The 14069-nt window shown below is 31.5% G+C and carries 12 protein-coding genes and 1 pseudogene; 3 read left to right on the top strand and 10 right to left on the bottom strand.

What is annotated here, in order from left to right; all coding sequences use genetic code 11:
- Positions 1-9: 9 nt before the first annotated feature.
- Positions 10-1623, bottom strand: coding sequence for a S8 family serine peptidase (locus B8T70_RS05855; protein ID WP_086894236.1), 1614 nt, complete (start codon positions 1621-1623; stop codon positions 10-12).
- A gap of 48 nt (positions 1624-1671) precedes the next feature.
- Positions 1672-2859: a tRNA 2-thiouridine(34) synthase MnmA gene (gene mnmA / locus B8T70_RS05860; RefSeq protein ID WP_086894247.1), complete on the bottom strand. Its 1188-nt coding sequence runs from the start codon at positions 2857-2859 to the stop codon at positions 1672-1674.
- 285 nt (positions 2860-3144) lie between these two features.
- On the opposite strand from mnmA, the gene B8T70_RS05865 reads away from it, so the two are divergent.
- The 3 genes from B8T70_RS05865 (at position 3145) to B8T70_RS05875 (ending at position 6153) form a co-directional block, all read left to right on the top strand.
- Positions 3145-3762, top strand: a complete 618-nt coding sequence (locus tag B8T70_RS05865; RefSeq protein ID WP_086894237.1) for a hypothetical protein — start codon at positions 3145-3147, stop codon at positions 3760-3762.
- A 26-nt stretch (positions 3763-3788) separates the two neighbouring features.
- Positions 3789-4049: a hypothetical protein gene (locus B8T70_RS05870; protein WP_086894238.1), complete on the top strand. Its 261-nt coding sequence runs from the start codon at positions 3789-3791 to the stop codon at positions 4047-4049.
- 223 nt (positions 4050-4272) lie between these two features.
- Positions 4273-6153 carry a PEP/pyruvate-binding domain-containing protein gene (locus tag B8T70_RS05875; RefSeq protein ID WP_086894239.1) on the top strand — a complete coding sequence of 627 codons (1881 nt, stop codon included), beginning with the start codon at positions 4273-4275 and terminating at the stop codon, positions 6151-6153.
- A 114-nt stretch (positions 6154-6267) separates the two neighbouring features.
- On the opposite strand, the gene B8T70_RS05880 is transcribed toward B8T70_RS05875, so the two are convergent.
- The 8 genes and pseudogenes from B8T70_RS05880 to B8T70_RS05920 all read right to left on the bottom strand — a co-directional run.
- Positions 6268-6825 (bottom strand): DUF4956 domain-containing protein, encoded by a 558-nt coding sequence (locus B8T70_RS05880; protein WP_086894240.1) that lies wholly within the window; start codon positions 6823-6825, stop codon positions 6268-6270.
- A 47-nt stretch (positions 6826-6872) separates the two neighbouring features.
- Positions 6873-7598: a toxin-antitoxin system YwqK family antitoxin gene (locus B8T70_RS05885; protein WP_039117109.1), complete on the bottom strand. Its 726-nt coding sequence runs from the start codon at positions 7596-7598 to the stop codon at positions 6873-6875.
- 101 nt (positions 7599-7699) lie between these two features.
- Complete coding sequence (yidC, locus tag B8T70_RS05890; RefSeq protein WP_086894241.1) at positions 7700-9613, bottom strand: membrane protein insertase YidC; 1914 nt, start codon at positions 9611-9613, stop codon at positions 7700-7702.
- A gap of 66 nt (positions 9614-9679) precedes the next feature.
- The gene (locus B8T70_RS05895; protein ID WP_086894242.1) at positions 9680-11293 is read right to left on the bottom strand and encodes a CTP synthase; all 1614 of its coding nucleotides are present in this window, start codon (positions 11291-11293) and stop codon (positions 9680-9682) included.
- Positions 11294-12217: 924 nt separating this feature from the next.
- Positions 12218-12634 carry a DUF4190 domain-containing protein gene (locus B8T70_RS05905; RefSeq protein ID WP_052249930.1) on the bottom strand — a complete coding sequence of 139 codons (417 nt, stop codon included), beginning with the start codon at positions 12632-12634 and terminating at the stop codon, positions 12218-12220.
- Between the two features lie 174 nt (positions 12635-12808).
- Entirely contained in the window at positions 12809-13066 is a 258-nt protein-coding gene (locus tag B8T70_RS05910; protein WP_123912078.1) for a hypothetical protein, read from the bottom strand.
- 58 nt (positions 13067-13124) lie between these two features.
- Positions 13125-13361: a DUF3820 family protein gene (locus B8T70_RS05915; RefSeq protein WP_086894244.1), complete on the bottom strand. Its 237-nt coding sequence runs from the start codon at positions 13359-13361 to the stop codon at positions 13125-13127.
- Between the two features lie 228 nt (positions 13362-13589).
- Positions 13590-14069: pseudogene (locus B8T70_RS05920) on the bottom strand (glucosamine-6-phosphate deaminase); the annotation flags it as partial.

Here is a 14069-nt window from a genome sequence, read left to right on the forward strand (position 1 = left end):
TAATGCCAATTATTGTTTTATAATTTTACCTGTTTTATGCAGGTTATTTGCGTCTAAAGTATAAAAATAAATCCCAGAATGTAACGATTGTAATGAAACCGTCGAAGCCTCATTTGTAATTTTCTTTTCGATAACCTTTTGCCCAAGAATAGAATATACAGTTACAAACGCTTCATTAATACCATTTGATAAAGTAAAGAAAATATCAGAATCAGTTGGGTTAGGATATAGTAAAAAATCAATATTTTCATTCGATTTTACACTTAAAGCATTATTTAATGCCAAACTAAAATCAGGGATTCCGTAGCCAAATTGTGGATTAGGAGAAGCATATCTATCTGCAGATTGCAAAACCAATTGTCTAATTTGCTGATTAGTTTTATTTGGGAAAGCCTGCCATAAACAAGCAATTGTTCCAGCCATTATGGGGCATGAAAAAGAAGTTCCGTTTGTTGTACCAATATTTCCTGAAACATCCGATACCACTGCAGCCGTACCTTGAGCCATAACATCAGGTTTAATCCTCTGGTCATAACTAGGGCCAATAGAACTAAAATAAGATAAATTCTTGGTAGCAGTCACCGAACCTACAGTAATTACAGATGCAGCATCAGCTGGGCCTCCAATATGTTTTTCTGCAGTATCTCCTTCATTTCCAGCAGATGCAACCACAATCATACCTCTGCTAAAAGCGATTTCAGCTCCTCGCGAAATAAAATTAGTTGTACCATTCATATCGCTATATGTATGGCTATAATTTGCATTATCATATCCAAAATATCCTAAAGAAGTTGTGATAATATCAGCCCCTAACCTATCTGCCTCTTCTGCAGCTTCGACCCAAAGAGATTCCTCTACAGGATTCTCTGAGTTATCATCTTCAGTAATAAACAAATAATAGGAAGCATCGGGAGCAGTACCAACCAACGCATTAACTTTATATCCTCCCATAGTCGACAAAACTTCGGTACCATGAGAAACGCCGGTATAAAAATCTGGATTTCTTAAAACGTAATTATAACCGCCTAGAATCTTGTTATTATCTCTTAAGCGCTGAAAAGTACTTGCAGTATTAACGCCTGGAAAACCCGCATCGAGAACAGCAATTATTTTGCCCGCACCGGTATAATCTTGTTGATGCAAGATATGTCCGTTAAGCATTTGAATCTGGTTTGCAGAAGTCCCATAAGAATAGTTCACAGCAGTTTTAAGCTCTTTATCTGTTACTTCAACCTTATCCGAAGCTAGTTTTCTCCCTGTAAGATTCAATGATTTATTTGCAAAATCAACTTTAGATACAAACGATAATAGCTTTAGATTATTGATATTAGCTTGTGTTCCTCGAATATGCATTGCATTCAACCACTTGGATTTTGCCATAACTGTTATTCCTGTACTAGCTTGTACCTGACTAACATAAGCTGTTTCGATAGGAATATCTTTAAAATCTAAAGCAATATTCTGATCGGTTCTTCTATCCAAAGCTCTTTGCGAAAGCATCGATAAAGGATTATCATAATAGATTTGAGAATTGGGTTTTGCATTAAAATAAACCCATGCTTCTTCTTGCGAAAAACTCGCTGCCGAAATGAATAATAAGAGAATTATGAAATATCTTTTCATAGGATACTTTTTTAGATAAGGTTAAACCTTCCGTAAAAAAGTACTAATCTAAGAAATTACTCCCGAACCAACTAATTCATTATCTAAATACCAAGCAACAAATTGTCCTTCGGTTATAGCCGATTGTGGCTCATCAAAATGAACATACATTCCACCTTCAAATTGGTGCAAAGTTACTTTTTGTAAAGGTTGACGATAACGAATTCTTGCCATTACCTCCATTTGTTCTCCATTTTTTAAAGCTAAATCGGTACGAATCCAGTGTACTTCAGATTTTTCTATAAACAATGCTTTCTTGAATAAACCAGGATGCTGACTTGTTAAACCAGTATAAATAGTATTAGTTTCAACGTCGGTTGCAATAATAAATAACGGATCAGTTGTTCCGCCCACATTAAGTCCTTTTCGCTGACCTGTAGTAAAATAATGTGCTCCTTGATGTTTTCCAACTACTTTACCCATTTTTGGAGTGTAAAGTAATTTCTTAGCTTCAAGTTCTAATTCTTTTTCAAGAGATAAATCTTCTGATTTCTCAGCATTATATATTGGGTCATTTTTATCAATTTGTACAATTAAACCATCTTTAGGTTGCAGTTTTTGTTGTAAAAATTCAGGCAAACGCACTTTTCCGATGAAACATAATCCTTGTGAATCTTTCTTTTCGGCAGTAACCAAATCCATTTCAGCAGCGATTTCGCGTACTTCTGGTTTAGTCAATTCTCCAATAGGAAACAACGATTTAGACAATTGTTCTTGTGACAATTGACATAAGAAATAAGATTGATCTTTATTGGTATCAGCTCCGGCAATAAGTTGATATACTTTTTCGCCGTTAACTTCGATTTCCGTTTTTTGGCAATAATGTCCTGTTGCCACATAATCGGCTCCAAGACTTAATGCAATTTTCATGAAAACATCAAATTTAATCTCACGATTACACAACACATCAGGGTTTGGTGTGCGTCCTTTTTCATATTCGTTGAACATATAGTCAACGATTTTTTCTTTGTATTCTTCGCTTAAATCAACGGTTTGAAAAGGAATCCCAAGTTTTTCGGCTACCAATAATGCATCATTACTATCTTCTAACCAAGGGCATTCGTTAGAAATAGTAACTGAATCATCATGCCAATTCTTCATAAAAAGACCAATAACCTCATATCCTTGTTGTTGCAACAAGTAAGCTGCAACACTAGAATCAACACCTCCGGAAAGTCCTACTACAACACGTTTCATATATTCGAAATCTAAAAAAAAATTATTTTGCAAAGTTAATCCATAATTGCAGATAATAACTATTGTTTCCATTAGTTTATGCAATTGGGTAGTAGATAAAAGTTATTGTTTTGTTTATTCTTATTTCTAATTTAGAAAAATTCATTCCTATTGAAAGAATTATCTTTTGCATAACTCCACTAAAAGTTTAAAACAAATTAATTCTTCTTAACATTTTGTAATAAAAAGACTATATATTTGTGTAGGTATCAAAATGAATTAATAAAAATAGTAATCTACATAAAAATGGAAATTTTAACAATACTTATTCCTCTCATTAGTGCAATTATGGGAGCATTTATCGGACAACCTATTATTCATTTCTTTAATTTAATAAAAAGAAGGAAACTAAAGAAAATAGAAAATGCAACTGAATCTCTAAAACTTTTTGAAACATATGAAACACAATTCAAAACTGACTTTATTTTACCTGATTTAAAAGAAACATACTTCTATATCCAGACTGGAATTGAAACAAACGAAAGATCTATCGAAAAATATATCAAATTCAAAAATGAGCTTTCTGGACATTATACTTGGAAACAAATAAAGTCTGCAAAATTATATTTAGATTTAAATTCAGAAGATATTGAAATAAAACTTAATAAAGCGGAAAGGATTAGTTCAACTATAATATTAATAATTTCTCTTATATTGATATTGTTCACTTTAATAATATTCACAATTTATAGTGATCATTTTTTATCTTATTCAAAAAATAATTTCCTAAAACTAACAGTTGCAACTCTATTGCCGTTCATAGTTGGATATCTATTACTCTATTTAATAGATCCAGTTATAATAGCAAAAAGAATGGAAAAAAAAAATAAAAAAAAGCCGTCACCAAAACTTAGAATAAATTAGAATCTAAATAAAATTATTGATTCGCTATGAAAACAGAAACCTATACAAAAATCATTCAAAAAGGTTCCATTTCAGATGAATTAGAATTCGAGAAAGCACTTATTCTTGAAAGAAAACTTCGTTTATTAAGTGCTGAAAAACCAGAATATAAAGAGATTAGAACAAAACTACGCCAGATAATTAAAGAGTACGAAAAAAACAATTGGAGTTCTGAATCTGAAATTAACGACGAAAGGATTAAAGAAAGTGACTATGCTGAATTTATAGCTGAACAAGAAATGATTTAAAAAAAAAGCAAATCCTTAAAGAAAAAAGTTAATCTTAATCGTTATCCTGCAAGGTTTTTTTCCTGACCTTGTAGGTATTATAATCTATACGAAATACCTAACAGGTTTTTAAAACCTGTTAGGATAACAATACAAAATCTTGCAGGATTAGAAATATACCTTTTATCAATATAAAATAGGGTATCACAATTTTTGTTTATATTTAATACTCAAATTAATTGCTATGAAAAAGTGTATTTATACTATTATCTGCTTTGCTATAATTACCACTTTTTATGCTCAAAATTATGTTTCAAAATTACCAAACTACGAAGCATACAAGGCATTTAGAGGAAAACCGCTATCTGATAAATTCTCGAATATCGAATCGGTTAAAATTATTTATGACCTTAAAAGCAAAAAGATATACTATTTCAATAGTACATTAATTAAACTCCATTATGATTTTGTCGTGGACTATTTGGGTTATAGTAAAGAATTAGAAATCTTTAATCGTGATAATTATAGCAATACCGACAAAAATAGAAACTATCTACTTGGAAATCTTAACCATATAAAAGGAACCGAAAAATGGATTTTTGAACTGGCTGCTTCTGATCATATGCCAATTCCACTGATTGAGCAGTTTTACAACCTCATTACCGAAACTAGTTTTATTGGAAAAAACCTAAAATTCTATCTGAATAACAGAGAAAATATCGATTTATATGAATTAAGTAAATTTAAAATTCCTTGTGTAAAATCCGATTATATCTTTAATGAACTTAAATACCAAGAAGTCGTTTCTGGAAAGAATGTTGGTATTTTAAAAATGTACCGAACTAAAGATTTAGAAAAGATAAAACCCAACAAAGACGAGATTATTATTCTAGACGGAACACCAGAAATCCTACCAAATGTAAGAGGAATTATTGTAAATGAATTACAAACTCCTCTGAGTCATTTAGTCATATTAGGAAAAAACCGAAAGATTCCCATTATGGCTTATACCGAAGTCTTAAAGGATAACAAAATAACAAGTTTGATTGGTAAAAAAGTAGAATTAAAAATTGCTATTGATACCTTTTACATTAGTGAAACTACCAAGAAAATAGCCGAGAAATCAATCTCAAAAAAGAAAAAACTAGTCGTAGATAATTCGATTACAGAACTAGTTGACTTATCTACTATTCCGAAAAATGGTGTAAATTATATTGGTGCAAAAGCGCAAAATCTGGCTTATCTAATCGCTATTGCAAAAGAAACACCTTTTAAAACACCTGAGAATGCTAATGCGATTCCATTCTATTATTACACAAAACACATTCAGAACAAAAGTATTTCACCATTAATAAAAGAACTTTTAGATAATCCGGATAAGGATTCCGCACAATGGATAAACAATCAATTGAAAAAGATTCGAACTGCGATAAAAAAAGAACCCATCGACAATGTATTGATTACTAAACTAAATGAAAAATTAGGAAAACAAACTGATTTTAAGAATTTCAGATTTCGTTCTTCTACTAATGCCGAAGATATAGTTGGATTTAATGGTGCAGGCTTATATGAGTCTAAAACCGGAATTCTAGGAGACACTATTAAAACATTCGAAAAAGCAATTAAACAAGTTTGGGCAAGCGTATGGAATGAAAGTTCGTATTGGGAGCGTGAACTCTTTGGCATCGACCAACAAAATATTGCGATGGGAGTTCTCGTTCATCGTTCGTTCCCAGATGAACTGGCAAACGGCGTTATTATTACTAAGAATATCTTTAGAGAAAGCCTTCCTGGGATTACTGTAAACATCCAAAAAGGAGAAAACTCAGTTGTAAAGCCAGAAAAAGGTGAAGTTTGTGAACAATTTGTAGTTTATAATTTTACTTTCGAAGACGCTAAAGATCCCGATTTTGATGTCGATTTTACTTCTAATTCAAATTTAAATGACAATAAACCTTTGCTAACGAAAAAGGAGATCAATAACCTTTATTTAGTTAGCAAAAAGATAGAAAGCAAAATGTCCCGTTATTGGAAAAATTCAAGTAGCGCTATCGACATGGAATTTAAGATTGTAAACCAAAGCAGGGATTTATACATAAAACAAGTACGCCCTTTTAATGATTAGCTTTCACCTTTTTTTTACCATTTTTCACCATTAAGAGATTAAGGGAAATTAAGTTTTCATAAATCTCTTAATGGTTCAAATACCTAATGGTTTAAATATTTTTAGTAATAGCAATCAATACAAAACTGTAACGTCGATTTCTTTTGTTACGGTATTTATGGTAATGATTTTAAAGTCGAAATTTTCTATATTAATTTGTGTTTGAATTAATTGTCGGATATTCTGATTATTCAAAGAAAAGTCATCTCCCAGGCTTACTTTCACATCAACCGTGTTTAGATATCTCGATGCTTTTTTGTTTACTAAAACGGAAGCTAAGATGTAAAAACCAATGATTATGAACTGAAAGAAAAGCAACACTTCTATTTTTTCAAATGGATACATAATATCCAAAATAGAAAGTGTAATCGTTGCAAACAGAAAGATTATAGCATTTACAGTAAAGGTTTGGGTTCTAAATCTTAGAATAGAAAAAATAGCAAATAAGCCAAAGCCAATCCCTACTCCTATTTCGATTCTAGTAAACAAATAACACAACGAAAAAGTACATAACCCAACAATAACCATTAATGGATTAATTGTTTCATTATCTTTTCTGTTCGAAAAAAAGTATAAAATCAGAATTGAAAAAAACAATAATACAAATCTTCCGAAAAGTTCTTGTAAACCCATATGAATCTATTAGTTAAGACTCAAATTTAACAAATTTATCTATTGCTTTATTTTTTTTTCTTCTCGACTTTATCAGCTGTTTTGTTTGCATTTTTCGGATCGCTCATATTGATTTCTTTTACTAGTTTTCCTTTTTCGAAAAATTGCCAGTTACCTGATTTTTTACCATTTAAAAACATCCCTTTTGAAGCAACAGTTCCATCAGCATTATTAAAAATAGCTTCTCCGTTATATTCGTTGTTTTTATAATACAACTGTTCTAAGACAGTTCCATTTTCCGCATATCTTTTATAAGGACCGTCTTTTATACCGTCTTTATAATTCATTTCTTCAGCAATTTTTCCATTTGGATAAAAAACCGAACGCAAACCGTTTAACTTCCCTTTTCTGTAATTCTCGATTGTCATAACAGTTGGAGAAGCTTGGTGATAATATTTCCACTCTCCTTCAAAAAGTTTATTAACTACTTTGCCTTCGCTAACTTTATTCTTGCTCTGATCATAAAAAATAGTATAAGCACTCCCGTCATTAGCACTAAAATCTCTCGTTGCAATTACACTAGCAGCTTTGGTATCATCATAAAACTTAAAGATACCTGTTTCCTTACCGTGACTAAAAGTTCCTTCGTAACGAGGTCTTTTTGATTCTTCATAAATCCCTTTCCAAAGTCCATCCTTTTTTCCATCCGCGTCGAGCTTATTCAAGTTTGCCTGAGCATTTATAAAAAAAGCATTCAACAAAAGCAATCCGAGTATTATTCTTTTACAAATCATTTTATCTTCTATTTAAAACCTTAACGAAATAGTGTATTATAAATTATACGTGTATAAAAAAATCCCGATAAATCGAGATTTTTTTATTTTTAACAAGTATATTATTTTTTGCCTTTGGCAGCTTTAGCAGCTTCTTGTTGCTCCATAACTTCTTGTAAACGTCTTTGGAACTTACCTTGTTTTTTAGGCTCTTTTAATTTGTTTTCTTGTATTTGAGCGTGGATTTTATCACTATCTACAATGTAGTTTTTAATTACAAACATAATTCCGATTGTAATTAAGTTAGAGATAAAGTTATATAAACTCAAACCAGCTCCGTAAGAGTTGAAGAATATCAACATCATAAGTGGCGAAACATAAATCATGATTTTCATCATCTTAGCCATATCCGGCATACCTTCTTGTTGTGGAGCTGCCATTTGTTGGTCACCAGATGTCATTTTCATGTAAAAGAAAATCGCAATTGCTGCCAATATCGGGAACAAACTAATATGATCTCCGTACATTGGGATATGAAATGGAAGTTTCACTACTGAGTCAAATGAAGATAAATCGTCTGCCCAAAGGAAACTTTTTTGTCTTAACTCAAAAGCTGATGGGAAAAACTGGAACGAAGCATACATAAACGGTAGTTGTATCAAGGCTGGAATACATCCCGCCATTGGGTTTACTCCTGCTTTATTATACAGCTTCATTGTTTCTTGCTGTTTCTTCATTGGGTCTTTCTTGAACTTTTCTCCCAACTCAGTAATTTCTGGTCGCAACACTTTCATTTTTGCCTGAGACAAGAATGATTTATAAGTAATTGGCGACATTGCTATTTTTATTATAATTGTAAAAACAATAATAGCAATACCTAATGACAATCCAATTGTAGAACTCAAGAATCCGAATAACGGAATAAAAATAAATTTATTAATCCATCCGAAGATACCCCAACCTAATGGAATAATTTTTTCGAAATTATTATCGTATGATTTTAATGTTTTATAATCAGCTGGTCCAAAATACCAACTCATTTTATAATCAACTTCTCCGTTTGAAAAAGCTAAAGGAACTGTTGCTTTAAATTGTTTTATATAATTAGTATCTATTTTTTCATCTTTTACTAAATCATCAGATTGTAATCTTGATTTTTCAAATGGCTTATCTGTAGATAAAATAGTGGTAAAAAAGTGTTGTTTGAAAGCTATATAACTTACTTTTTCAGGTGTTTCTTCTTTCCCTACGCCGTTAGGACTTACATAATCGTACTTTTTATCTCCATACTCAAAAAAGATTTCAGCAAAACGTTTTTCTATAGAAACGCTTTTTTCATTTCTATTCGTTTTTAAATCCCAAACTAAATCTAATGGTTTAGATGAATTCAAAACTTTGTTCAATCCTTGAGAACGAATATCAAAACCAACTAAATATTCGTTTGGTTTTAGCACATATTTGTACTCTAAAAATTCATTTGCTCCAGCTTTTAAACGCATAGATAATATTTGATCCTCTCCATTTTTAGTTAATGTAGGTTCAAAATATAAGTCTTTTGAATTTAAAGTTCTGTTGTCAGTTGTTTGCAACTGAATATTTAAATGAGCATTGTTGTCTTTAATCAACTCTACTAATTGTCCTGAATTTTTCTCGAATCTTTTGAATCCTTTTAATGTAGCTTCTACTATATAACCACCTTTATTAGCGATTTTCAGTATAATCTTTTCATTTTCGATAGTTGTATAAGCATCTTTAGCAGAAGGAAGCGTAGCTGAATAAGCAAATCCACCTAATGTCTTTTGCAATTTTGCTAATTGCACTGTATCTCCAGGAGTTGCTGCAACTGGCAAGACTGCAGTTTTAGCAGTAGTAGCTTCTTTAGCTTGAGCTTCTTGTTTTGCAACTAATTCTTTCTTGGCTTTTTCTGCAGCAATAGTAGCTTCAGATGGTTTGTTTTGATACATTATCCAAATCAAAATACCAAAAATCAATATAAAACCAATAATTGAATTGAGATCAAATTTTTTTTCTTCCATTGTAATTTTTATTCAAGTTTTATGTTTGCGTTTCTCCTGTTTTTTAGAAACTTATACAAATACGTATTATTTTTTATGAGCCATTACCGCAGCGGCTATAAAATTCACAAAAATTGGGTGCGGATTCGCTACCGTACTTTTGTATTCTGGATGGTATTGTACACCAATAAAAAATGGGTGATCTTTTAATTCTACAATTTCTACCAATCCTGTATCAGGGTTTACTCCTGATGCTATTAATCCTGCTTTTTGTAACTCATCTACATACTGGCTGTTGTACTCGTAACGGTGACGGTGACGCTCAGAAATAGTTGTTTTACCATAAATTTTGTGTGCCAATGAATCTGGTGTAATATCGCATTTCCATGCTCCAAGACGCATTGTTCCTCCTTTATCGGTTATCGTTTTTTGCTCTTCCATTAAATTCACAACTGGATGAGCTGTTTTCTCATTCATCTCTGTTGAGTTTGCATCTGCATAACCTAAAATATTACGAGAATATTCGATTACTGACATTTGCATTCCTAGACAAATTCCGAAAAACGGAACTTTATTTTCACGTGCATAACGCACTGCTTCGATTTTTCCTTCTATTCCTCTTTCTCCAAATCCTGGAGCCACAAGAATTCCGTCTAAACCTTTCAATTTGTCTTCTATATTATCAGCATCGATAAACTCTGAATGTATAGAAACTACATTTACTTTAGTTTCATTTGAAGCTCCTGCATGTATAAATGCTTCTAAAATTGATTTGTAGCAATCTTGCATTTCTACATATTTACCAATCAAACCAATATTAATGGTATGCTTTGGATTTTTTAATCTTTTTAAGAAAGTATTCCAGTTTTTTAAATCCGGAGCCGCTTTTTTAGGTAAATCCAATTTCTTTAAAGCAACTACATCTAATCCTTCTTCTAGCATTAAATTAGGTACTTCGTATATTGTAGATGCATCGATAGACTGGATTACAGCTTCTCTCTTAACATTACAGAACAAAGCAAGTTTGTTACGTAATTCATCTGATAATTCGTGTTCTGTTCTACAAACTAAGATATCAGCTTTTATACCGCTTTCCATCAACGTTTTTACAGAGTGTTGTGTTGGTTTTGTTTTTAACTCTCCCGCAGCAGCCAAATAAGGTACTAATGTTAAGTGTATTACAATTCCGTTATTTTCTCCCAATTCCCATACTAGCTGACGAACTGACTCTATATAAGGTAATGACTCTATATCTCCTACTGTTCCACCGATTTCGGTAATAACAATATCATAATCGCCAGATTTACCTAACAATTGCATTCTATCTTTAATCTCGTTGGTAATATGTGGTACTACTTGTACTGTTTTACCAAGAAATTCTCCTCTTCTCTCTTTTTCTATAACCGAAAGATATACTCTACCAGTAGTTACGTTATTTGCCTGTGATGTAGGAACGTTAAGAAAACGCTCGTAGTGACCTAAATCCAAATCGGTTTCGGCACCATCATCAGTCACATAACATTCTCCGTGCTCGTACGGATTTAATGTACCCGGGTCTACATTTATATACGGGTCAAATTTTTGAATAGTTGTGCGATAACCTCTTGCTTGTAACAATTTTGCTAAAGATGCTGCGATAATACCTTTTCCTAATGAAGAAGTCACACCGCCAGTAACAAAAATATATTTCGTTTGATTCATTCTGTTGTTGTTTGTATTGTAGTTGTGTAAAAAACGTGGCAAAAATAGTGAATAAAATTGGATTATTAGAATTTTATCCTAGACTTCTTAGAATTCATAGACTTGCTTAGACATCTTAGTTTTTCAGACAACTTAGACTCACTTAGATTATTAGACATCTTAGATATTTAGACTCCTTAGACTTGCTTAGACTTTTTAGACTTGCTTAGACTGCCTTAGACTTCATAGAGTTTTCAGACTTCTTGGATATTTGAATTGTCTAATTTTAGACTGATGAATTATAGTAATCCTAAAAAAATTTCCCAAATTATATTATTAAATTTCAAAGTCGAATATAAAAGTAATGACTCTTTATTCTGGTGATTTATATAGCATATACTCTATATGATGCATAGTATATAACCTATATAATGTAAAAATTTAAAATCCTATATTCCTAGAAAGTTTAAAAACTCTAAGAAGCCCAATAATCCGACAATACTAAAAAATCTAAGCAAGTCCAAGAAGTCTTATAATCTAAGAAGTCTAAATTATTATCAAATTATAGAATGAATAAATGAAAAATGTAACACTGAAAACTATATCAAATGTCAACACTAATTTAAAGTTTGAAAGCTGAAGTATCTTATTAATCAGAAAACGAATTATTAACTGAATAAGAAAAAAGGAGAAAATTTTTAAACTATAAGGATTATAAGCAATTGCTCCTTTTAAGTTAAAATTTAGAATTTGAGAAAACGCCCTTGTTAATCCTCGGCTTTTACAATAACTTAAAGGCATTCCTTCGCAAAGGGAACGTACTCCTAAATTTAAAAAAGAAGATAAATAACAATAAAAAAAGATAAACATGATTATTGTAATAAAAATCTTGTTTATCCTTTTGTATGAATCAATTTCGTAAGAAGGTTTTGTTTTCACAAAAAATTATTCTTTTGGTTCTTCAACTTCAATTGAATCAGTTACTGTTTCAACGCTGTTATTTAAAGAATCCTGTAATTTTAATGTCTCTGTATGTATAGAATCTATAGTTGATCTTATTTCATTTTCATCAGATAATGATCCTGCCCAAACTGAACCTACAAAAAGTAGTACCCACATAAGCGCGAAGATAGTCCCAACAACTCCTAAAACTATTCCTGCTATTGGCATTGAGGTAGAAGCATTTCCTTTTTTGGCTTTCATATAACCAATTATCCCAAAAATCACTGCAAGTATTCCAAAAAATACCGATATTAATCCTACACAAGGAATAAATGCTATTAGAATTGTTAATATCCCTAAAACTAAAGCGGCAGTTCCCATTCCTTGACCTGCATTTGATGATTGTAAATTGTTATCCATATCGTTTTTTATGTTAATTGCTGCAAAAATAAGAAAACACTTATGCAAAAAAGAGAGAATAAGCCAAAGTTATTAACAAATAAATGATTATCAGACTAACTTAGACTTTCTTAGACTGCTTAGACTTATTATACTATAAAGTCTTAAAGTGAAATATCAAAAATCGCAGTTTTACTAATCCCACATCATAAATAATGCGAAAATAAAACCATAAATTAAGGTAAAGAAAACCGCAATTAGTAATGCTATGATTCCTATAATAAAGCCGACTTTAGACAATGCAGTTGAAGCATTTTCGCTTTTTGCCTGAGACATTCCTATAGCTGCAAAAATCATTGTTAAAACCCCACCAATTATAGCTAGTATATAAAAACAAGGTATAAAAGCAACTATAATAGACACTATTCCTACTACTAACGCTGCAATACTCATACTTTGACCAGCATTTGATTGCCGAAAATTATTCTCCATACCTTTTTTTAGTGATTTATTATTTTAAAGGCTTTGGATATTGCTTTTTAATATTTCTAATCAGCTCTTCTAATCCGTTAAGTTTTAACTCATAGACAAGTGCTAGTTGCTGCCCTAATTCACCATTAGGAAATCCTTTATTATGATACCAAACAACATAATATTCAGGAAGATCAATTAAAAATCGTCCTTCGTATTTCCCGAAAGGCATCTTGGTGTGGGCTAATTTTATGAGAAGTTTTTTGTCTTGTTCCATTTTTTTTAAGAAAAAAAGAAGCAAGAAAAAAGAATATAGACTTATTCTCTCTTCTTGCTTCTATTGAATGCAAAGCTATTATTATTTTCCTTTTATTTTTGCCACTGATTAAAAATATTTTCACAGATTTAAAAACCTTGAACCTTTCTTTTAACCTTTTCAACAAAAACTCAGAAACTTAGAATCTTAGTAACTCAGAACCTTTGTAACTTTGTTCCTTTGACCCTTTTAGTAATGCCATCTCACGAAAGCTTCCATTGCAGCGTAACGTGATAAACCTAATTGGTTGTATAATTCAGCTGTTTCAGCATTTCTGTCTTCGGCTCTTTGCCAGAATTCACGAGCATCTGATCCTTGGAACACAACTCCATCTTTTTGAGATTGGTGTTTAAAGATTCCATGTCTTTTTGCTAATACCTGATCTGGACTCATTGGTACTGCCATTTCTACTTCGTCAATTCCCCATTCTTGCCAAGCACCACGGTATAACCATAACCAACAATCATCCATAAACGATTTTGATTTTAATCGTTTTACTGCTTCAAAAATAGCATCCAGACATACTTTGTGTGTTCCGTGTGGATCTGCTAAATCTCCTGCTGCATATATTTGATGTGGTTTGATTTTTTCGATTAAAGCCATTGTAAGTTGAATATCTTCTTCTCCAATTGGTTTTTTCTCGATTGTTCCTGTTTCATAAAATGGAAG

This window comes from Flavobacterium sp. AJR (assembly GCF_002156885.1).
Taxonomy (GTDB): domain Bacteria; phylum Bacteroidota; class Bacteroidia; order Flavobacteriales; family Flavobacteriaceae; genus Flavobacterium.